At 44.6% G+C, this 23,074-nt stretch carries 17 protein-coding genes and 1 other annotated feature (1 of these 18 only partly in view); of the genes, 16 read left to right on the forward strand and 1 reads right to left on the reverse strand.

All coding sequences use genetic code 11. The features are described 5' to 3' along the window. Positions 1-79: a binding site (T-box leader), on the forward strand (it extends 145 nt beyond the left edge of the window). Between the two features lie 97 nt (positions 80-176). From ileS to FFL34_RS16510, 15 genes are all read left to right on the forward strand, one after another. Beyond that, complete coding sequence (ileS, locus tag FFL34_RS16440; RefSeq protein WP_138604400.1) at positions 177-2,933, forward strand: isoleucine--tRNA ligase; 2,757 nt, start codon at positions 177-179, stop codon at positions 2,931-2,933. A gap of 975 nt (positions 2,934-3,908) precedes the next feature. Continuing rightward, positions 3,909-4,409, forward strand: a complete 501-nt coding sequence (gene lspA / locus FFL34_RS16445) for a signal peptidase II (RefSeq protein WP_138604401.1) — start codon at positions 3,909-3,911, stop codon at positions 4,407-4,409. Beyond that, a complete protein-coding gene (locus tag FFL34_RS16450) occupies positions 4,372-5,280 on the forward strand; it encodes an RluA family pseudouridine synthase (RefSeq protein ID WP_138604402.1) in 909 nt (302 codons plus the stop codon). Before lspA ends, FFL34_RS16450 begins: the two co-directional genes overlap by 38 nt. 171 nt (positions 5,281-5,451) lie before the next feature. Then, positions 5,452-5,994: a bifunctional pyr operon transcriptional regulator/uracil phosphoribosyltransferase PyrR gene (gene pyrR, locus FFL34_RS16455; RefSeq protein WP_138604403.1), complete on the forward strand. Its 543-nt coding sequence runs from the start codon at positions 5,452-5,454 to the stop codon at positions 5,992-5,994. Positions 5,995-6,145: 151 nt separating this feature from the next. After that, positions 6,146-7,534 carry a solute carrier family 23 protein gene (locus FFL34_RS16460; RefSeq protein ID WP_138604404.1) on the forward strand — a complete coding sequence of 463 codons (1,389 nt, stop codon included), beginning with the start codon at positions 6,146-6,148 and terminating at the stop codon, positions 7,532-7,534. A gap of 30 nt (positions 7,535-7,564) precedes the next feature. Next, positions 7,565-8,449: an aspartate carbamoyltransferase catalytic subunit gene (locus tag FFL34_RS16465; protein ID WP_138604405.1), complete on the forward strand. Its 885-nt coding sequence runs from the start codon at positions 7,565-7,567 to the stop codon at positions 8,447-8,449. Next, the gene (locus FFL34_RS16470; protein ID WP_138604406.1) at positions 8,446-9,729 is read left to right on the forward strand and encodes a dihydroorotase; all 1,284 of its coding nucleotides are present in this window, start codon (positions 8,446-8,448) and stop codon (positions 9,727-9,729) included. The genes FFL34_RS16465 and FFL34_RS16470 overlap by 4 nt, the downstream gene beginning before the upstream one ends. After that, positions 9,722-10,822, forward strand: coding sequence for a carbamoyl phosphate synthase small subunit (locus tag FFL34_RS16475; protein ID WP_138604407.1), 1,101 nt, complete (start codon positions 9,722-9,724; stop codon positions 10,820-10,822). The genes FFL34_RS16470 and FFL34_RS16475 overlap by 8 nt, the downstream gene beginning before the upstream one ends. Then, on the forward strand, positions 10,815-14,015 hold the full coding sequence (gene carB, locus FFL34_RS16480; RefSeq protein ID WP_138604408.1) for a carbamoyl-phosphate synthase large subunit: 3,201 nt from the start codon (positions 10,815-10,817) through the stop codon (positions 14,013-14,015). Before FFL34_RS16475 ends, carB begins: the two co-directional genes overlap by 8 nt. After that, positions 14,012-14,767: a dihydroorotate dehydrogenase electron transfer subunit gene (locus tag FFL34_RS16485; RefSeq protein ID WP_138604409.1), complete on the forward strand. Its 756-nt coding sequence runs from the start codon at positions 14,012-14,014 to the stop codon at positions 14,765-14,767. Before carB ends, FFL34_RS16485 begins: the two co-directional genes overlap by 4 nt. Next, positions 14,767-15,678: a dihydroorotate dehydrogenase gene (locus tag FFL34_RS16490; RefSeq protein WP_138604779.1), complete on the forward strand. Its 912-nt coding sequence runs from the start codon at positions 14,767-14,769 to the stop codon at positions 15,676-15,678. Before FFL34_RS16485 ends, FFL34_RS16490 begins: the two co-directional genes overlap by 1 nt. Further along, a complete protein-coding gene (gene pyrF, locus FFL34_RS16495) occupies positions 15,675-16,385 on the forward strand; it encodes an orotidine-5'-phosphate decarboxylase (RefSeq protein ID WP_138604410.1) in 711 nt (236 codons plus the stop codon). The genes FFL34_RS16490 and pyrF overlap by 4 nt, the downstream gene beginning before the upstream one ends. Continuing rightward, positions 16,369-16,986 carry an orotate phosphoribosyltransferase gene (gene pyrE, locus FFL34_RS16500; protein ID WP_318279427.1) on the forward strand — a complete coding sequence of 206 codons (618 nt, stop codon included), beginning with the start codon at positions 16,369-16,371 and terminating at the stop codon, positions 16,984-16,986. Before pyrF ends, pyrE begins: the two co-directional genes overlap by 17 nt. A gap of 106 nt (positions 16,987-17,092) precedes the next feature. Beyond that, on the forward strand, positions 17,093-17,953 hold the full coding sequence (locus FFL34_RS16505) for a LysR family transcriptional regulator (RefSeq protein ID WP_138604412.1): 861 nt from the start codon (positions 17,093-17,095) through the stop codon (positions 17,951-17,953). A gap of 61 nt (positions 17,954-18,014) precedes the next feature. Continuing rightward, a complete protein-coding gene (locus FFL34_RS16510; protein ID WP_138604413.1) occupies positions 18,015-18,446 on the forward strand; it encodes an Ohr family peroxiredoxin in 432 nt (143 codons plus the stop codon). 42 nt (positions 18,447-18,488) lie between these two features. Here FFL34_RS16510 and FFL34_RS16515 read toward each other — a convergent pair whose 3' ends face one another. After that, complete coding sequence (locus tag FFL34_RS16515; RefSeq protein ID WP_138604414.1) at positions 18,489-20,192, reverse strand: Rqc2 family fibronectin-binding protein; 1,704 nt, start codon at positions 20,190-20,192, stop codon at positions 18,489-18,491. A 187-nt stretch (positions 20,193-20,379) separates the two neighbouring features. Between FFL34_RS16515 and FFL34_RS16520 the strand changes: the two genes are divergently transcribed. After that, positions 20,380-23,034: a calcium-translocating P-type ATPase, SERCA-type gene (locus FFL34_RS16520; protein ID WP_138604415.1), complete on the forward strand. Its 2,655-nt coding sequence runs from the start codon at positions 20,380-20,382 to the stop codon at positions 23,032-23,034. Positions 23,035-23,074: the final 40 nt, after the last annotated feature.

Raw genomic sequence — 23,074 nt, forward strand, 5'->3', positions numbered from 1 at the left:
TACAGATATCAAGTGAATTTAAAATGAGCGCTAATTTTAAATTTATAAGGGTGGTACCGCGAGTCTTCTCGTCCCTTTTTGGGATAGAGAGGACTTTTTTTATTTACAGGCCAGACTGTGAGATAAGTAACAATACTTGCCAAGAGAATTTTAAAAATGAATAGGAGGAAATTAAATTGGATTATAAAGATACATTACTGATGCCAAAGACTAAGTTTCCGATGCGCGGGAATTTACCAAATAAAGAACCTGAGCGTCAGCAAAAATGGGATGACGATCGAATTTATGAAAAAGGGTTGGAACGCACGCAAGGACGTCCACTGTTTATCCTGCATGATGGCCCTCCATATGCGAATGGCGACTTGCATATCGGACACGCCCTTAACAAAATATTGAAAGACTTTATCACAAGATATAAATCAATGAGCGGTTATCACGCACCATATGTTCCTGGCTGGGATACGCACGGGTTGCCAATAGAAACGGCTTTGACGAAAAAGAAAAAAGTTGACCGGAAAAAGATGAGCATTCCTGAATTCAGACAAAAGTGTGCCGAATATGCTATGGTGCAGCTTGATAATCAGCGTAATCAATTCAAAAAACTCGGTGTCCGTGGAGACTGGGAAAATCCGTATATCACCCTAACGAAAGATTATGAAGCCGCACAAATCAAAGTGTTTGGTGAAATGGCCAAAAAAGGCTATATTTACCGGGGGCTGAAACCCGTTTACTGGTCACCTTCTTCAGAGTCAGCTTTGGCAGAGGCGGAAATTGAATACCATGATAAACGGTCACCATCCATTTATGTGACATTTGACGTGACAGACGGCAAAGATGTCCTGGATGGTGATGAGAAAATCATCATTTGGACGACAACACCATGGACGATTCCTGCCAATCTTGGAATTGCCTTCCATCCAGAACTGGAGTATGCCGTTGTCGCGGTGAATGGTGAGAAATATGTGATTGCCCATGAATTACTGGAGACGCTGACAGAGACGCTGGAGTGGGAAAACCCGGAAGTTATTAAAACGTTTAAAGGTGAAAAAGCAGATAAAGTTGTAGCTAGACACCCGTTTTACGATCGTGACTCCCTTGTCATGCTTGGTGAACATGTGACGACTGATGCTGGTACCGGCTGTGTTCATACAGCACCAGGACATGGGGAGGATGACTTCTATATGTCACGAACATATGGTATCGAACCGCTCTCCCCGGTTGATGACAAGGGCTATTTCACAAGTGAAGCACCTGGATTTGAAGGGCTGTTTTACGACCAGGCAAATAAAGTGATTACTGAAAAACTGGACGAAGCGGGCGCGTTGCTGCAGCTTACATTCATTACCCATTCGTATCCGCATGATTGGCGTACGAAAAAACCGACGATTTTCCGGGCGACGTCCCAATGGTTTGCTTCTATTAAAGACTTTCGTCAGGATATTCTGGATGAAATCAATCGAATCAACTGGTATCCGGCATGGGGGGAAACACGCCTTTATAACATGGTACGCGATCGTGAAGACTGGTGCATCTCCCGCCAGCGGACTTGGGGTGTGCCAATGCCCGTATTCTACGCTGAAGATGGTACACCAATCATCAATGATGAGACAATTACACATGTTTCTAATTTATTTGCTGAACACGGGTCAAACGTTTGGTTTGAGTGGGAGGCAAGTGAGCTTTTGCCGGAAGGGTTCACTTCCGAACATAGCCCAAATGGCAAATTTACAAAAGAAACGGATATTATGGACGTCTGGTTTGACTCCGGTTCCTCACATGAGGCTGTTTTGATGGGAAGGGAAGATCATAAGCGCCCCGCTGATGTTTACCTGGAAGGGAGCGATCAGTATCGTGGCTGGTTTAATTCTTCCATCTCAACAGCAGTGGCGGTGACCGGTAAGGCACCGTTCGAAACGATTATCAGCCATGGTTTTACACTTGACGGTAATGGACGTAAAATGAGCAAGTCGCTCGGCAATGTCATGGATCCGTTGAAAGTTCAAAAACAGCTTGGTTCGGATATTTTACGCCTTTGGGTGTCATCTGTTGATTATCAAGCAGATGTGCGTATTTCGCAGGAGATTCTCAAACAGATTTCAGAGGCTTACCGGAAGATCCGTAACACCATCCGGTTCATGCTCGGAAACTTAGCTGATTTTGACCCGGAAAGAGATGCAGTGCCTGAAGCAGAAATGGAAGAAGCTGACCGTTACATGCTGCACCGGCTGCAACATGTGCTAAAAAATGTCAGGGACAGTTATGACGTTTATGAGTTTTCACCGATTTACTCACAGATTCATAATTTCTGTACCGTTGATTTAAGCTCATTCTACCTTGATTTTGCCAAAGATATTTTATATATCGAGGCAGCTAACAGTCATCGACGCAGAAGCATTCAGACAGCTTATTACGAGATTGTAACTACCTTAGTGAAACTGCTGACACCAATCATTCCTCATACGGCTGATGAAATTTGGGAATACATTCCTGGTGTAACGGAGGAAAGTGTTCAGCTGACAGATATTCCTGAGCCAAGAGACATTACTAGCTTTAGCGAAATTTATGAGAAATGGGATCACTTTATGCAGGTAAGGGACGATGTCTTGAAAGCATTGGAAGAAGCACGGGAAGCGAAAATCATCGGAAAGTCGCTTGAAGCTAAGCTCACCATCGTGCCAAAAGACAACAAGACGAAAGAAGTGCTCGATGGTATTCCCAATGTGCATCAGCTATTCATCGTTTCTGAAGCTGATATTACCGATGAAGCACCGGATGCGAATGAGTATGCAAACGTACATGTGCTTGTAGAAAAACATCCCGGCGAAAAGTGTGCACGCTGCTGGACAGCTGCCGAAACTGTCGGTCAGGATGAGCACCACCCGGATTTATGTTCCCGGTGTGCAGATATTGTGAACGAACATTACAGTGCATGAAATAGGAAAGAACTCAAAATTAAATAGCGTAGTAGAAAAAACAGGGATACTGATGAAGTCAGTATCCCTGTTTTAGTATAAATTTTGCGTACGTAGGACTCGAGAAGCCGCCTCGAGACCAAATCGAAGCACAAAAGTGGTAGAAAAGGTCTTGAGAAGCCGTCTCGCGACCAAATCGAAGCACAAAAGTGGTAGAAAAGGTCTTGAGAAGCCGTCTCGAAACCAAATCAAAGCACAAAAGTGGTAGAAAAGGTCTTGAGAAGCCGTCTCGAAACCAAATCGAAGCACAAAAGTGGCCGAAAAGGTCTTGAGAAGCTGTCTCGAAACCAAATAGAAGCTCAAAAGTAGTCGAAAAGGTCTTGAGAGGCCGTCTCGAAACCAAATTGAAGCACAAAGGTAGTCGAAAAGGTCCCGAGAAGCCGCCTCGAAACCAAATCGAAGCACAAAAGTGGCCGAAAAGGTCCCGAGAAGCCGTCTCGAGACCAAATCGAAGCACAAAAGTAGTCGAAAAGGTCTCGAGAAGCCGCCTCGAGACCAAATCGAAGCACAAAAGTGGCCGAAAAGGTCTTGAGAGGCCGTCTCGAAACCAAATCGAAGCACAAAAGTGGTAGAAAAGGTCTCGAGAGGCCGTCTCGAAACCAAATTGAAGCACAAAAGTAGTCGAAAAGGTCCCGAGAAGCCGCCTCGAAACCAAATCGAAGCACAAAAGTGGCCGAAAAGGTCTTGAGAGGCTGTCTCGAAACCAAAACGGAGCTCATATGCGGCCGAAAAGGTCTCGAGAAGGCGTCTCAAGACCAAACTGGCACCTGAAGCGGAAATCCAAGGCACACGCCGATTGTTTCGTATTTAAATGGTGAAATTCACTCATATAGTAATAAAAGTCATAATGAAGTCAGGATTTTAAGTGTATGATAATACAGGGTAACTGTTTTTGTGGTAAAATAATCAAGAGAGAAAACAGTTGGAGGAACTAGCATGTATGTATATTACATATTGGCACTACTTGTGATTGCGATCGATCAGCTGACTAAGTGGGCAGTTGTAAAAACCATGACGTTTGGGGAACAAATAACGATTATTGGTGACTTCTTCTATTTAACGTCCCATCGTAATAGTGGGGCGGCGTGGGGCATTTTACAGGGACAAATGGCCTTTTTCTACATCATAACAGTGATTGTCATTATCGGTGTGATTTATTTCATGCAAACATATGCAAAGGGAAATCAGTTGCTGTCTATTGCGTTAAGCCTGATTCTTGGCGGTGCAATCGGAAATTTCATTGACCGACTGTTCCGAAATGAAGTTGTGGATTTTTTTGACTTCATTATTTTCGGGTATGATTATCCGATCTTTAATATTGCAGACGCCTCCTTGGTTGTTGGTGTGATTCTGGTAATTATCTCAACTATTATAGATGAACGAAAGGAAAAGCGTAAACATGATACAACAGCACAGCGTAACGGAAACGGAGCATAATACACGGATTGATAAACTGCTGACGGGACTTGTTGCTGATGTGTCTCGTTCACAGGTTCAGTCATGGATAACAGACGGATATGTTCGTGTTAATGAAACAAAGGTGAAAACCAATTATAAATGTCAGACCGGTGATGTTGTCGAATGGGCAGTGCCCGAGCCGGAGTCTATGACAATCGAACCGGAAAGTATTCCATTGGAAATTGTATACGAGGATGCCGATTTACTGGTCGTCAATAAACCAAGAGGGATGGTCGTTCATCCGTCGGCAGGCCATCAATCCGGGACATTGGTGAATGCATTGCTTTATCACTGTGACAGTTTATCGCACATCAATGGGGAGGAGCGCCCGGGCATCGTGCACCGTATTGATAAAGATACGAGCGGACTGTTGCTTGCCGCCAAAAATGATGAGACACATGAGCGTCTTGCCGAACAATTATCTGCCAAAAATGTGGACCGCCAATACGAAGCAATTGTCGATGGGGTAATCGGCCATGAAACCGGTGTGATTGACGCGCCAATTGGTAGAGATCCGAGTAACCGGCAAAGGATGGGGGTCATTGATCATGGGAAAGATGCTGTGACCCATTTCAAGGTGCTACAACGGTACAGTAATTTCACCCATATTTCATGTCAGCTGGAAACAGGCCGGACCCATCAAATACGCGTTCATATGAAGTATATTGGTTATCCGATTGTCGGTGATCCCAAGTATGGACAGCGGAAAACGATACGTATTGGTGGTCAGGCTTTGCATGCAAAATCATTGGCATTCACCCATCCGAAAACAGGGGAGAAACTGGACTTTGTTGTAGAAGCTCCATCTTATTTTCACGAGCTTCTGACACAATTTGAGAAAATGTATTGACATCAGCTGACAATTCTGTGATAATAAGTTTAGTTAATAGTGAACCTTTAAACATAGTCCAGTGAGGCTAAAAAGGTGTCGGTAAAGTAACCGTATGCAGGTTACGTATATCCAAATCCCTTTTTCCTCATTGGAGAAAAAGGGATTTTTTACTGTGGAGGGGTGAAAACGTTGCAGAAAAAAACAGTCGTACTCGATCAGGCAGCAATGGCACGGGCACTCACCCGGATTGCTCATGAAATTGTCGAGAAGAACAAAGGTGGTGAACATCTTGTTCTGATTGGCATTAAAACAAGGGGCACTCCATTGACCAAACGTCTGCAGGAGAAAATCAGACAAATTGAAGGCGTAACGGTTCCAACCGGGGAACTGGACATCACTTTGTACCGGGATGACCTGGAGGTAGTTGCTTCAGATAATGACCCGGAATTGAAGGGGACAGAAATTGATGCTGATTTAACAAATAAAAAGGTTATTTTAATCGATGATGTTCTTTATACCGGCAGAACAGTCCGCGCGGCGATGGATGCGGTCATGGACATAAGTCGCCCAGCACAGATTCAACTCGGGGTGCTAGTCGATCGCGGCCACCGTGAACTACCGATTAGAGCTGATTATGTTGGGAAAAATATTCCAACGTCTTTGAAAGAAGTAATTACTGTTAATCTGAATGAAATTGACGAACACGATGAAGTGAGCATTTACGAGAAATGAATAAACAGACCTTTAAGTAAATCCAGTGAGGTTTAGAAGGTCGCTTACAGGAAACGTGTATTGATTCTAGGGACACGTGTACCTCTTTGCGGCCTAACGCAAAGAGGTTTTTTAATGTCCTAATCTATATAGAAAGTGGGAGGAGATTGTTATGAATAAACAGGAAATGGTCATGGATGTACAGGATGCACCGAAACTGCAGAAATGGATTATGTTAAGCTTACAACATTTATTCGCTATGTTCGGATCAACTATCTTAGTCCCATTTCTGACAGGGCTGTCGCCAGCAGTAGCATTGGTATCCAGCGGTATTGGAACACTTGCCTATCTCGTCATTACAAAAGGAAAAATACCTGCATATTTGGGATCTAGTTTTGCTTTTATCGCACCGATCATTGGTGCAACTGCAGCAAGCGGTCCGGCCGGGGCTATGGTCGGCACCTTCCTGGCAGGTTTAGTATACGGCGGAGTTGCCTTATTAATCGGGAAGTTGGGACTGGATTGGCTTATGCGCATCCTGCCGCCGATTGTCGTTGGTCCTGTCATTATTGTTATCGGACTTGGCCTGGCCTCGACTGCAATCGATATGTCCATGTACGTACCGGGACTTGATGAAAATGTATATAGTGGTACACACTTTAGCGTTGCACTTTTCACACTAGCCGTCACAATTGTCGCTTCGATTTTCTTCCGAGGGTTTTTCGGCCTGATCCCGATTCTGATTGGTATCGTATCCGGATATATCTTTGCCCTTTTCCAAGGCATTGTGGACACAGCGGAAATAAGCCAGCAGTGGACAGCAATTACATCAGCCGGATCCATTTGGGGTGTCATTAACGCACTGTTTCAAACACCGGACTTCGTTATCCCATTTGCGGATTACTCCCCATTGAACGTGTTAAACGGAGAAATTGTCCTGCTTATGGTACCGGTAGCACTTGTGACAATCGCAGAACATATTGGAGATCAAATGGTTCTGTCAAAGGTTGTCGGACGAAACTTCCTTAAAAAGCCTGGTCTGCACCGGTCCATCCTTGGAGATGGCGTCGCGACGATAATTGCTTCATTCCTAGGTGGACCTCCGAATACAACGTACGGCGAGAATATTGGGGTCCTGTCCATTACAAGGGTATTCAGTGTGTTTGTTGTCGGTGGTGCGGCGGTATTAGCCATCTTATTCGGATTCACTGGCATGATCACAGCCACTATCAGTTCCATTCCTTCCGCGGTGATGGGTGGTGTGTCCATCCTCCTGTTTGGAATCATCGCATCAAACGGACTTCGGATGCTGATTGATAACCAAGTAGATTTGAGTGATAAGCGGAATCTAGTGATCGCGTCGGTTATTCTCGTGATTGGGGTCGGTGGAGCGTTCATCCAATTAACGGAGAACCTACAAATCGCCGGAATGGCACTTTCCGCCATTATTGGGGTAACACTAAACCTTGTATTGCCGGGTAAAGAAAGCGGTTATGGCAATGGCGCTATGTTCGACGACAGTGCGATTGATACAAACGGACATCAGGACGATGCAGCGTAAACTTACTTAAATTAAAAAGGAGGAAGACGGATGCAGCATTTTTTGTCGGTACGTGATCTTTCAGCAAATACGATTGAAAACATTCTGAAGCAAGCCGAAGTAATAGGTGATACACGTGAACAAAATAAAGGATACTTTGCAGCTAATCTATTTTTTGAACCGAGCACACGAACGAAAATGAGCTTTGTTGTGGCGGAACGGAAATTAGGCATGGATACACTCGACTTTCATACGGAAACATCGAGTATGACCAAGGGTGAATCGCTCTATGACACGGTGCGAACGTTTGAGGCTATCGGGGCGGATTTGCTGGTCATCCGGCACGCAAACGACAACTGGTGCAGTGAGCTGGGTGGGAATATCTCTGTGCCTATTATCAATGCCGGAGCTGGAAAAGGGGAGCATCCAACGCAATGCATGCTTGATTTGTACACAATTAAACAGGAATTTGGTGCCTTCCAGGGGTTGAATGTTGCGATAGCCGGTGATATCAAGCACAGCAGGGTGGCACGATCCCATGTCAGTGCGCTAAAGACCATGGGTGCCAATGTATATTTTGTTGATGTGCCCGGTTTTAGGGATGAAAGTCTGGATATTCCATATATAACGATGGACGAGGCGTGTGTCATGTGTGATGTGCTGATGCTACTGCGTATCCAGCATGAACGGCACGGGGATGTAGCATACAACACTTCTTCCTATCTGGAAAAATACGGCTTAACGATTGAGCGTGAACGAAAGATGCAGAATCATGCCATCATTATGCACCCGGCACCGGTAAACCGCAATGTTGAAATCGATACAAGACTAGTAGAATGTAACCGTTCAAGAATTTTTAAGCAAATGGAGAATGGTGTGGCTGTACGGATGGGGATTATGGATTACTTATTAGCAGAACGGAGTGTGATTGTATGAAATATTTGTTCAAAAACGCAAAACGGCTGATGGAAGATGGTAGGACTGAGCGTTGTGAGCTTCTAGTTGAAAACGATGTGATCAGAACGATTGCATCGGTTGTCACAGAGGGAGCAGATCGTGTGATTGATTGCGATAATCAGCTGATTCTTCCTGGGTTTGTCGATGTTCATGTTCATTTGCGAGAACCGGGCGGCGAACATAAAGAAACGATTGCAGCCGGAACAAAGGCAGCTGCCCGTGGAGGATTCACAACTATATGCGCCATGCCGAATACAAATCCAGTTCCGGATAAGGAAGAAACTGTTGACTGGCTGCTGGAAAAAATTAAGCAAAATGCGTCTGTACGGGTGCTTCCGTATGCCTCCATCACGAAAGGGCTAAAGGGTGAGGAACTGACAGACATTGGTAAACTTTCGCAAGCAGGTATCTTTGCCTTTACAGATGATGGAGTCGGGATTCAGACGGCAGACCAAATGTTGCAGGCCATGTCTGCAGCAGCTGCAAGTAAAATGCCTGTTGTCGCTCATTGTGAAGATAATTCGATTGTATATGGCGGTGTTGTCCATGATGGTAAGGTAAGCAATCGCTTGAATTTGCCAGGTATTCCGTCATTAAGCGAATCAGTGCAAATTGCTCGGGATGTGTTACTGGCTGAAGCTACTGGCTGTCATTACCATGTCTGTCATGTAAGTACAAAAGAGTCCGTTCGCGTGATTCGTGATGCTAAGAAGGCTGGAATTCATGTCACAGCTGAAGTTACTCCGCACCACTTGCTAATGAATGAACAGGCGATAACAGCAGATGACGCTAATTTCAAAATGAATCCGCCCTTACGTGGTGTAGACGACCAGGAAGCGTTGCTGGAAGGGTTGCTTGACGGAACGATTGATTGTATCGCGACCGACCATGCCCCGCATACGCAGGACGATAAAGCAGGCGGGTTTCTTAACGCACCATTTGGCATCAGCGGTCTGGAAACTGCTTTCCCGCTTCTATATACTTATTTGGTCCGGACCGAAAAGGTAGATTTGAAACAGCTTATCGATTGGCTGACCATCAGACCCGCTAGGATATTCGATTTACCCTATGGTGTGTTGGAAGAAGGGGCAGCGGCTGATTTTACAGTCGTCAACCTTGAAAAAGAAAGCAAGATTAATAGAAATACCTTCCTCTCAAAAGGAAAAAACACCCCGTTTCACGACTGGAAGGTAAAAGGGATACCGGTGATGACGGTGGCCGAGGGAAAAATCGTTTACAAGGAGGATACATATGACTAAACGTCAGCTCGTATTGGAAGATGGAACAGTATTTACAGGGGAAGGCTTTGGTGCGGAACATGACACAAGCGGAGAAATCGTGTTCTACACAGGGATGACCGGCTATCAGGAAGTGTTGTCAGACCCCTCCTATTGTGGACAGGTAGTCGTGCAGACTTATCCGCTAGCAGGCAATTATGGAATTAACAAGGATGACTTTGAACATGTGACACCATTTATTAACGGATATATTGTTAAAGAGTGGTGTCAGTCTCCGTCAAACTTCCGCAGTGAGGAGACGTTAGATGATTATTTGCGAGCGAATAATATACCGGGAATATCAGGTATTGATACGAGAAAGCTGACGAAACGAATCCGTCAGCATGGAACGATGAAGGCAGTGATAACTGATGCTTTAGAGCGGCCGGAAAAAGCATTCGAGAAATTGGGAGATGGCCCATTACAAAGAGATATGGTACAGCAGACATCAACCTTGAATCCATATGTTGTTCCTGGAAGTGGTATGCGAATCGTTCTTATGGATTTTGGAATGAAGCAAGGGGTTCTACGTGAGCTGACAAACCGCAATTGCCATGTGACCGTGGTTCCATACAACTATAGTGCAGAAAGCATTTTGCGTCTGAAACCGGATGGAATCATGCTCTCGAATGGCCCCGGCGACCCGAAAGATATCTTCGGTTCATTGGAAACAGTTCGGTCTTTACTTGGTCAACACCCGCTGTTCGGTATCGGTCTTGGCCACCAATTGCTGGCACTAGCTTGTGGGGCCGATACAGAGAAATTGCCATTTGGTCATCGGGGACCAAGTCACCCTGTTAAAGATCTCGAGAAAAATAAAACGTTTATGACATCCCAAAACCATGGATATACCGTTTCCCATGATTCATTGGGCAGGGCGGATCTGGAACTGACACAAGTTTCCGTGCATGACCAGTCAGTGGAAGGACTTACTCATCTTGTTCATCCTGCCTTCTCTGTTCAATATCAGCCGGAAAGTTCTCCGGGATCAGAAGATACGAAACACTTGTTTGACGAGTTTTTGCAGTTAATCGCTGACTGGAATAGCAAATACAAGGAGGATATTCATGCCTAAAAATACACATATACAAACAATTCTCGTTATTGGATCAGGGCCGATTGTAATTGGTCAGGCCGCCGAATTTGATTATTCGGGTTCACAGGCATGTCAGGCACTGAGAGAAGAAGGGTATACCGTCATTTTGGCCAATTCTAACCCCGCTACGATCATGACCGACCACACAATGGCTGATAAGGTTTATATGGAGCCATTAACTGTCGACTTTTTAACAAAAATTATCCGGAAAGAACAGCCGGATGCAATTTTGCCTACGCTGGGCGGACAAACCGGTTTAAATATGGCGATGGAATTGGAAAAAAGCGGCATCTTGGACACGTATCAGGTTGACCTACTGGGTACTCCGCTAAATGCTATTCAAAAAGCTGAGGATAGAGAACAATTCCGTACTTTGATGAATCATCTTAATGAACCTGTTCCTGAGAGTACGATTGTTAATTCTGTGGAGGCTGCCATTGACTTCGCAGCCGAAATAGGTTATCCGGTAATTGTTCGTCCTGCCTATACGTTGGGTGGTACCGGCGGTGGAATGTGCTATGAACAGCACGACCTGGAAGAAGTTGTCCGTAATGGCTTGTCGATATCACCGGTGAGTCAATGTTTGATTGAAAAAAATATAGCCGGGTTCAAGGAAATAGAATATGAAGTGGTGCGGGACAAACATGACCAGGCAGTTGTTGTGTGCAATATGGAAAATGTTGATCCTGTTGGGATTCATACCGGAGATTCGATTGTAACTGCTCCATCACAGACACTAAGTGACCGCGATCATCAATTATTGCGGAACGCATCCCTGAAAATCATTCGTGCACTAGAAATTGAAGGAGGATGCAATGTCCAGCTTGCAATGGATCCTAACAGTTTCGACTATTACATTATTGAAGTGAATCCACGTCTAAGCAGGTCATCTGCACTTGCATCCAAAGCAACGGGTTACCCAATTGCAAAAGTGGCGGCTAAAATAGCTATCGGACTGACATTGGACGAAATCGTGAATCCAATTACAGGATCAACCTATGCTTGCTCAGAGCCGGCACTGGATTATGTTGTGACAAAAATCCCACGTTTTCCATTCGATAAATTTGTAACCGGAAACCGCTATCTAGGGACACAAATGAAGGCAACCGGTGAAGTAATGTCAATTGGACGGAACTTTGAAGAATCGTTATTAAAAGGAATCCGTTCACTGGAGATAGGAACGGAAGAATTATGGCTCCCAAGTCTTGCTAAACTATCATTAGATGAGTTAAAAACACGTCTGCAAAAGGCCGATGATGAGCGTCTATTTGTTCTCGCAGAAGTCATCCGGCGAGGGGAAACGATTAATGAATTATATCGGCTGACACAGATTGATCAGTTTTTCCTTGTGAAATTAAACAAACTGATTGAGTTGGAAACAAGTGTAGCAAACCATAAGTTCACTGCCGATTTATTAAAAAAGGCTAAATCAGTCGGCTTCTCGGATGCCCATATTGCACGGCTGTGGGACGTGACAGTGGATGACGTATACACCTTTCGCTTGAAGCAGTTCATCACCCCTGTTTTCAAAATGGTGGATACGTGTGCAGCGGAATTTGAATCAGAAACCCCTTATTTCTACAGCACGTATGAGGATGAAAATGAATCAATGCCATCCGATCGTAAAAAAATTCTTGTTATCGGATCCGGTCCTATTCGGATTGGCCAAGGAATTGAATTCGATTATGCCACTGTCCATTCGGTCATGGCCATCCAGGAAATGGGTTATGAGGCAATCATTATGAATAATAACCCAGAAACGATTTCAACCGATTTCAGCATATCCGATAAACTCTATTTTGAACCACTGACATTAGAGGATGTCATGCATGTCATCGAACTTGAGCAGCCTGAAGGTGTGATTGTCCAATTCGGAGGTCAAACGGCTATCAATCTTGCTGATGGGCTTAAGCGTCGCAATGTCAAGATTTTAGGCACCAATTTGGAAGCAATTGATCAAGCGGAGGACCGTGATAAATTCGAACTGCTCTTAAACGAACTCGACTTATTGCGTCCGTCAGGGAAGGCTGTTCCACAGTTGAATGAAGCCTTTGAAGCGGCAGAATCAATCGGATACCCAGTACTTGTCAGGCCTTCGTATGTTATTGGCGGTAGCAGAATGGAGATTGTGCATAATGAAGAGGAACTTCATGCTTATCTGGCCAAATCAGCTGGTGCCGATAGTGAACATCCAATTCTCATTGATAGGTATATAACAGGCATCGAAGTGGAAGTTGATGCAATCAGTGATGGGGAGACGGTCATTGTTCCAGGCATGATGGAACATATTGAACGCTCAGGTGTCCACTCAGGTGATTCCATTGCCGTGTACCCGCCACAGCGGATTAGCGATGCTGTCAAACAAAAATGTATGGACGCAGCAACCAAGATAACACGTCAACTAAATGTCGTTGGTCTAATCAATCTGCAATTCATTATCCATCAGGACGATGTTTACGTTTTAGAAGTAAATCCAAGGGCAAGCAGAACAATACCATTCTTAAGCAAAATCACTGGTGTCACCATGGCCGCAATTGCAACAAAATGCATTTTGGGAGAATCCTTACAGCAAATGGGCTTCACCACAGGTATGCTGCCTGAAGCGGAAACAGTTTCAGTCAAAGTTCCTGTATTCTCGTTTGAAAAATTACGTAGTGTGGATACGACACTCGGACCCGAGATGAAATCGACAGGTGAAGCAATCGGGCATGATGCAACGCTGGAAAAGGCGCTATATAAAGGGTTGCAAGCAGCAGGTATGCCTGTACCAAAAGATGGCGCAGTTCTGTTAACTGTCGCCGACAAAGATAAGCAGGAAGCATTAGAAGCTGCGAAACGTTTTTATCAGCTCGGATTTCAGCTGTATGCTACTGAAGGCACGGCTGCTTATATGAAAAAAGCAGGGCTTCCGGTTATTGAAGTTGCAAAAATTGGCTCCGCTGAGCGAAATGTTATCTCTATCATTGAAAATGCGGAGGTACAACTCGTCGTCAACACACTAACATCAGGTACGAAGCCACGTTCTGATGGATTTATGATTCGTCGGGAAACAGTAGAGCATGGGATCGCTTGCTTGACAAACCTTGATACGGCCAATGCGATATTGAATGTAATTGATTCAACGACCTTTCGTGCTGCACCGATGACAAACAAGCAGGTGGTTTTAACATGAAAAAACGTGTGGAAATGACCGTGGAAGCAGTGCAGGAGGTAGCTTTAGACACCATCGAAATGATACTGAGTCATTCATACATTGCAGAGACAGCCAAGCCTGGACAATTTTTGCATTTATTAGCAGAGGGGCACACGTTAAGAAGACCGATTTCAATCGCAAGTATTAATAAGGAACAAGGTACAGTGACTATTTTGTTTAAGATTATTGGTAGCGGGACACGTCGTTTGGCGATTGCCCGGCCGGGTATGTCGTTCGATGTTGTTGGACCGACTGGAAATGGCTTCACCTTTGATGAGACGTCACTCCATACAGCATTACTGATTGGGGGAGGTATTGGCGTCCCCCCGCTTTATGGATTGGCAGAAGAATTGCATCATAAAGGGATTGAAGTAAAAACAATCCTAGGATTTCAAACCAAGGATTATGTATTTTACAAAGACAAGTTTGAACAATTCGGAAAAACATATGTTGTTACTGACGATGGCAGCACTGGACATCATGGCCTTGTAACGGACATACTAGATGAAGTTGGGCAGTTCGATGTTTACTATTCCTGTGGTCCGGTTCCGATGCTTAAGGCGCTTACGCATCAACTTCATGCGTATCCGGGTTTCATCTCCCTGGAGGAACGGATGGGATGCGGAACAGGCGCATGCCTGGCTTGTGTAATCCCATCCACATCAGAAGCCGGATATAAAAAAATTTGCACGGATGGGCCGGTTTTTGCTGCGAATGAGGTGATATTATGATGAATTTAGCTGTTAAACTTCCCGGGTTGAATCTGCAGAATCCGGTAATGCCCGCATCGGGATGTTTTGGGTTTGGCAGGGAATATAGCGATTTTTATGATTTAAGGAAACTTGGTGCCATCATCATGAAAGCCGCCACAGGCAATGCAAGGTTAGGGAATGCAACACCGCGCGTGGCTGAAACAGCTTCAGGCATGCTGAATGCCATTGGTCTGCAGAACCCCGGGGTCCAACAGATTATTGCGAGTGAAGTCCCTTTTCTAGCTGCATATGATATTCCGATCATAGCTAATGTAGCCGGCAGTACGATTGATGAATATGTGCAAGTTGCAGAAACGTTTAACCAAACGGAGGCTGTAAATGCACTTGAACTGAATATCTCCTGTCCGAATGTCAAAGAAGGGGGTATCCAGTTCGGAGCAGAACCTGACATGGCCGCCAACGTTACAGAAAAAGTGAAAGCAGTCAGTGATTTACCGGTTTATGTAAAGCTGTCACCAAATACAAACGATATTACCGCAATGGCAACAGCCGTCGAACAGGCTGGTGCGGACGGATTGTCTATGATTAATACACTGACCGGTATGCAAATTCATCTGTCGAGCAGACGGCCGCTTTTGGCTAACGAAACGGGCGGTCTTTCCGGTCCGGCAATTAAGCCGGTTGCCATCCGGATGATTCATGAAGTGAAAAAATATGTTTCCATCCCAATTATTGGCATGGGTGGTATTACGACGGCCGAAGATGTTTTAGAATTTTTGCTTGCGGGTGCCAGCGCGGTTGCAGTCGGTACAGCCAATTTTAAAAATCCATTTGCATGCCCGGAGATCATCGATAGCTTACCGAACGTTTTACAAAACTATGGATTTGCTTCTGTTGACGAAGCGATTGGAAGGGGACATGCCTTGTGAAAGGAAGGATGTATTTGGCACTGGATTTTCCGGGATGGAAGGAGGCCAAAGATTTTATTGACACACATCACTTCCAGGGAGTTCCTGTGAAAGTGGGGATGGAGCTTTTTTACCGGGAAGGTCCACAGTTAATTGAGAATTTAAAACAAGATGGTCACAACGTTTTTCTTGATTTAAAGCTGCATGATATACCGACGACGGTGATGAAGGCGATGGAAAATATTGCAAAATTAGACGTAGATATGGTAACCATCCATGCGCTTGGTGGCAGTGATATGATCAAAAAGGCAAAAGACGGACTTCTTTCCGGAGCAGCAGATCGCGCCCCCAAGCTGATTGCCGTGACGATGCTTACTTCAGCTGATGCTTCCGTTATGAATAATGAACTGCATATTCCCGGTAGTGTGGAGGCTCATACTATTCATCTCGCACAAATGGCGCATCAGAGCGGTGCGGACGGTGTTGTTTGTTCAGTCCGGGAAGCGCAACAAATAAAAGACTGCTGCGGGTCATCATTGTTAGCTGTAACGCCTGGTATTCGTCTAAGGGGTTCGTCTGTTGATGATCAAAAGCGGCCGGCTACACCAAGAGAGGCCCGTATGAATGGCAGTGATGTACTTGTGCTTGGCCGGACGGTACGTGATGCTTCTGATCCGGTGGTTGCATATGAAAACGTAAAAGAGGAGTGGAATGATGGGGCTTTATGATAGCGTTGCGAGGGAGTTATTAAATATACAAGCAATTCAGGTTAGGACAGACGACTATTTCACATGGACATCAGGGATTCAAGCGCCGATTTATTGTGATAATCGCTTAACGATGTCCTATCCGAATGTACGTAAACAAATTACATCAGCATTTGCTCGAATGACCGAGCATCTAAAACGGCAGCCTGACGTTATTGCAGGGTGTGCCACGGCCGGTATTCCACATGCAGCCTGGCTTGCAGAAAGACTTGACTTGCCAATGGCTTACGTTCGTTCTAAGCCAAAAGCACATGGGCTGGGAAACCAAATAGAGGGGCAAGTGAACAAGGGGCAGAAGGTGCTTGTAGTGGAGGATTTAATCTCCACAGGTGGCTCATCAATTGAGGCAGCAAAGACGCTTCGAGATGCAGGAGCTGATGTTCTCGGAGTAGCTGCTATCTTTACCTATGGATTACAAAAAGCAGAACAGCAATTTTCTGCGGCGGGTTTCGACTGGTGGACCATCACGGACTTTGACGCGATACTCCGTCTACTAACGGATGACGGAGCGATTAATACTAATCAGCGGAACCAACTAAAAGCTTGGCGTGATCACCTTTAATAGTGGTGATTTAAGTAAATAGTTCAGTGATAAAGAGCGGTGCAATACAAAAAAGAATACGATATAATTAGGATAAGTCAAATACTTATCAAATGAGGGAATCGTTATGAAGATAGAGGATTATGAATTACTTCTGAAGTTGCACGAAGTAGGCACCGTTCGCGGTACAGCGAAAATTGTTCTGATTTCACAGCCGGCTGTCACACAGCGGCTGAAGTATATGGAGGATTATTTTAATAAGCAATTATTTATCAGGACATCAAAGAGTCTTGTCCCCACCCCTGCCGGTGAATTGATCCTTACACATGCCCGAAAAGTTGTTGATCAGGAGGAAGCAATCAAAAGCGCACTGGCCCAGTCAAGCGGTGAAGTACAGGGGACATTGTCCATTGCTTGTTCATCCCTTATTAGTCAGCGGTTTCTTCCGTCCATTCTTGGTGAATACACACAAACATTTCCAAAAGTTGAAATTGATTTAGTTACAGGAATTAGTGAAGATATTAAACGTGAATTTAAAAACTATCATATCTGTATTATACGCGGAGAGAAGCTGAAAGAAGCGGTTAGCAAGCTATTGTTTGAAGATCCTTTGTATATATTTGACACGGAGCCATTTCCGGATAACCAAATGAAAGAACGTCCGCTGATTTCGTTTAAAAGTGATGACAGCATGCATGACCAAGTAGATAACTGGCTTTATCACCATCAGGATAACATCAAAACCATAAAAAAAATCAGTGTCGACCAAATTGAAACATGTAAACAATTTATGCAGGAAGGCCTCGGAATGGCTGTGTTACCTGAAAGTGTATCCGGGCCACTGATGGATAAGTATCCGCATGTACCGCTCCAGCTAGATGGGCAGCCGGTTACTCGAAAGACATGGATTTGCTATCAGGAAGGTGTTCGGAGTCTACCGCAAGTCGACCGGTTTATAGTTGGAATTGAACAAACAGCATTCCTGTAAGTTTAAATGGGTGAAAAAACAGGAATATGACCTGTACACTGATTAGATAGGAGTGCTAATCATGAGTGAAGTTCTAGTTACTTCCAAAGCCATTGCGGCATATGGAAGCGATGGTCATGTACGTTCAGCGGATGGATTGATTGACTTGAACCTCGTCGATTCTATCAGATCGAATGAAGGTTCAGGTGCTGATCCGGAACAACTTTTTGCCGCAGCTTATGCAGCCTGCTTTGATGGAGCGCTCCAGCTGGCAGCAAAAAAGAAAAAAGAAAGCATAGATTCAGAAACGACGGTTGAAGTAAGGTTGTACAAAGATACGGATTATGGCGGATACAAAATTACTGTTCATCTGGATGTAAGAATTGAAGGGGTTAATCCGGAAGAAGCAGAAGAACTGGCCAGTAAAGCCTATCAGATTTGCCCGTATTCCAAAGCTACCAGGGGCAATATTACTGTCACGCTAAATCCGATGGCGGTGGAAAAGCCCAGCTGAGGGAGTATCAGAAGGCTAAAAGACGGATGACCACTTGTTGGGTCATCCGTCTTTTAAGTTAATTGGTATTTCAGCATCAGGTGTGACGAACAGTGTTTTTTGATTGCCGTATGTGACATATCCGGGCTTGGCACCATTTGGCTTTTTCACATATCTGATTCGAGTGTAATCAACAGGCACAGATGATGACTGTTGTGATTTGCTGAAGTAGGCTGCTAGCTGGGCTGCTTCGAATAATGTTTCCTCACTTGGATCACCGGAGCGGATGACTACGTGTGACCCTGGAATATTTTTGGTATGCAGCCAGATGTCATTACGGTGAGCAAGCTTCATGGTTAAATACTCATTTTGCTTGTTATTTTTACCGACAAGAATGACGGTTCCGTCTGAAGCTGTGTATTTTTCCGGTGCTGGTTTCTGTGTTTTCTTCTTTTTCCCTTGTTTTTGTTTCTTTAAATAACCTTCTTCCCGGAGCTCTTCACGTATTTCCTCAATATCCTCCTCACGGGCTGTATCGATTTGCTGCAGCAGTTGATCCAAATACGCGATTTCGTTATGCGTTTTGGTAATCTCCTCCTGTACTTTTTTCTTGGATGTTTTTAACTTCTGATACGTCTTAAAAAAGCGCTGCGCATTTTCACTTGGTGTTTTATCGGAGTTGAGTTCAATCGACATTGGTTTTTGTTCCGGATCATAATAGTCCGTTACAGTCACTGATGAATCACCATATTTCACCAGATGCATATTGGCAGTCAAAAGCTCACCAAGCTTCTGGTATGTTTCGGCGTCTTCTGATTTAGCCAGGGTTTGTTCATGTTTTTTCAGTTTACGTCTGTTTTTATCCTGCTCGTTCTTAATAAACTGGTACAGATCTTTTGCTTGTTGTTTCACGCGATCTCGCTCGGCTTTGCCGGAATAAAACTTATCCAGCATCTCATTCGTGCCAGCAAACGTTTCACTTTTCTCACCCCAATACGTGATTGGGAGAACGTGAAAGTCTTCCTTTTGTCCGCGATAGATCGCCGGTGTGTAATGATGATGCGCTATGTGTTCCTTGATAGCTGCAAATGCTTCCTTATACGTATCAATCGTCCCGAGTTTAGCCTGATGGACAAGTTCATTGGCAATAAACGGGGAGAATCCAACGAGCGTATGAACAATCTGCATCGCCATTTTACCAGCATTAAAGTCCAGTTTCCTAATAAATGTGTCGCTATCTATTTGCAAAGGATCTAGTTTGTTCTGGCTTGGCGGGCGTTTATAATCGTGTCCGGGTAAAATCGTCCGGTAACGGTTTTGGGCAGCAGAGATATGTTTTAAGGAATCAAGAATGTGGCCTTTATCCCCATCAACTAACATAATATTGCTGTGTTTTCCCATTAATTCGACGATGAGCTTTTTCGTTGTCATGTCGCCTATTTCATTGCGTGAATGAATAGTGAACGTGATGACTCGCTCCATACCGTCCTGTTCAATCGATTCGAGCACGGCACCGGAGAGATGCTTCCGCAAGAGCATACAAAACATCGGTGGCTCTTTTGGGTTTCGGTATATGTCGTTTGTTAAATGAACGCGTGCATATACAGGATGGATAGAAAGGAGCAGCGAATGGTTCTGTCCTCGGCTGCGTACGGTCAGAACAAGCTCTGTCTCGGTCGGTTGAAATATTTTTGAGATTTTTCCGGGTAGGATTGTTTCATTCAGTTCTGCAGTTACCGCGCGAGTAACAATCCCATCAAATGGCATATGATCACCTCTTCAGTCTGTGAACGATTGTGCTTCTAAAGGAAGTACTGCTCACCCGGCAGGCAAGCGAAAAGCAATCGTACGTTTCTTCATCAATTATAGCATGTTTCAGGACGAGTCTGCATAGTTATCGAACAGAAGGAATTCCGCTAAAAGTTTTTATGTGGATAAATCTGGAGGAATGCAGATGAAATGGTATCAGATGGATACAGACCAAGTCGAACAAAAACTGTATGTATCAACGAAACGCGGGCTGTCCGCAAAACAGGTGGACGAGCGTTTGAAGCAATATGGGACAAACCGTCTAGAGTCGGAAAAAAATGCATCAAAGTGGTTAATTTTCTTAAAACAATTCCAAGACTTTATGGTTCTTGTCCTTCTTGCTGCCACACTAGTTGCCGGCCTGTTGGGAGAGTATGTTGATGCAATAGCCATCATGGTAATCGTTCTGGTTAACGGTTTTCTGGGATACTTCCAGGAACAAAAAGCAGAAAAGTCGCTTGCCAAATTAAAAGAAATGTCATCACCAGTAGCTCATGTCTTGCGTGATGGCAAATGGGAAAAGGTTCCATCCCAGGAAGTAGTGGTTGGAGATGTCGTACGTGTAAACAGTGGAGATCGGGTTCCTGCAGACATCCGGATAATTCAATCCAACAGTTTAGAAACGGAGGAGTCCGCCCTTACTGGTGAATCGCTCCCAGTACAAAAACATGAAGCAAGTATTACCAAAGACAATCTAGATGCACAGGATCAGGTGAATATGAGTTTCATGAATACCATGGTAACGAGAGGGTCTGGTGTTGGTATTGTCGTTGGGACAGGCATGAATACCGTGATGGGTCAGATAGCATCGTTAATGGTGAAAACCGAAAAGACGACGACGCCTTTGGAGCATAAACTTGCTGAATTAGGCAAAGTGCTGATAGGTGTAGCCCTCGTCCTAACTGCACTTGTTGTTATAGTCGGTGTGTACCAAGGCCATGCTGTTTACAACATGTTTCTCGCCGGGGTTTCTCTAGCCGTTGCTGCTATACCGGAAGGGCTGCCGGCGATTGTTACGGTGGCACTGTCATTAGGTGTGCAGCGTATGATTAGGAAAAAAGCCGTTGTCCGAAAGCTATCAGCCGTCGAAACCTTGGGATGTGCGTCGGTTATTTGTTCAGATAAGACCGGAACAATGACAGAAAACCAAATGACGGTTAAAGAAGTTTTTTTAAATGGAAAATGGTTGTATGTGACGGGTGATGGCTATGATGTTAATGGGGATTATTTTTGGAAGAAGGACCATGTAGGCAGAGACTTTCCAAATCTTGAACCAATGCTTTTGTATGGCATGTTGTGCAATCACGCATCTTTATTTGTAAAAAAAGGTAAATATATTGTGGATGGAGACCCCACTGACGGTGCGCTACTCGTTGCAGCACGCAAACTGGGACTTAAACCGCAACTGCATGATAATTACCGCATTATTAAGGAGTTTCCGTTTGATTCAGAACGGAAACGAATGAGTGTCGTAATCGAAGACGAAAACAAGATGCGCTTTCTCATCACGAAAGGCGCACCGGAAGTGTTGATGCCGCGTTCAACCTACATCATGAACGAAGATGGACGTAAACTCATGAAATCCGAAGATGAAAAGCAGTTGGACGGCGCGATTGATAGTATGGCCGATAAAGCGTTACGCACGCTAGCAATTGGAATGAAGCCATTATCAAGGCATGATTCACTTGAATCGGCTACATTAGAGAAAGAACTGACATTTATTGGTCTGTACGGGATGATGGATCCACCGAGAAAAGATGTTAAAAAGGCTATTGCCGAATGTCGTGATGCGGGCATAAAATCGGTGATGATAACCGGCGACCATGAAAAAACAGCTCGGGCAATCGCGAAGCAACTGGATCTGCTTCCAGAAAATGGTATGGTGTTAGACGGATCTCAACTGAACCAAATGTCGGTTGCCGAGCTGGAGGATATCATAGATCAAGTGTATGTTTTTGCCAGAGTTACACCGGAGCATAAGCTGAAAATCGTCAATGCCTTTCAGGAAAAAGGGCATATTGTTGCCATGACGGGTGATGGTGTCAATGACGCACCTGCTATTAAAGCAAGTGATATTGGTATAAGTATGGGAGAAAGCGGAACAGATGTAACGAAAGAAGCCTCATCGCTCGTTTTAATGGATGATAATTTTGCAACAATCAAATCGGCCATTATAGAGGGCCGCAATATATATGAGAATATCCGAAAGTTTATCCGTTATTTGCTCGCATCTAACGTTGGAGAAATTTTGGTCATGCTCTTTGCTATGTTGCTTGCCATGCCATTGCCACTCGTTCCGGTACAAATATTATGGGTGAATCTGGTTACGGACGGACTCCCGGCCATGGCACTGGGACTTGATCAGTCAGAAGATGACGTTATGAAGCGCGGGCCGAGGAATCCAAAAGAGGGTGTGTTTGCTAGGGAGCTCGGTTTCAAGATTGTCAGCCGCGGCATTCTAATAGGTACGGTGACTTTAGTGGCGTTCATGCTAGCTTTCCAAAGCAATCCGGATAATCTCGTTTATGCGCAAACGATTGCTTTCACGACACTAGTGATGGCACAGTTGATCCATGTATTTGATTGCCGAAGCGAACATTCTTTATTTTCCAGAAATCCATTCGAAAACATCTATTTATTGCTGGCGGTACTGTCATCTGTGTTACTGCTGCTCGTTGTTATCTATTGGGAAGTGCTGCAGCCGGTATTTCACACGACATCCCTAGGAATCAAGGATTGGTTATTTATTATTGCTATGAGTTCTGTGCCGAGTGTCTTTTTTGGGTTCACCAAAAAATAGGTGGCTTCAATCAGTTCGATAAAATAACATTAATTTCATT

Origin of the sequence: Lentibacillus cibarius, from assembly GCF_005887555.1 — a bacterium.
Lineage (GTDB): Bacteria > Bacillota > Bacilli > Bacillales > Amphibacillaceae > Lentibacillus > Lentibacillus cibarius.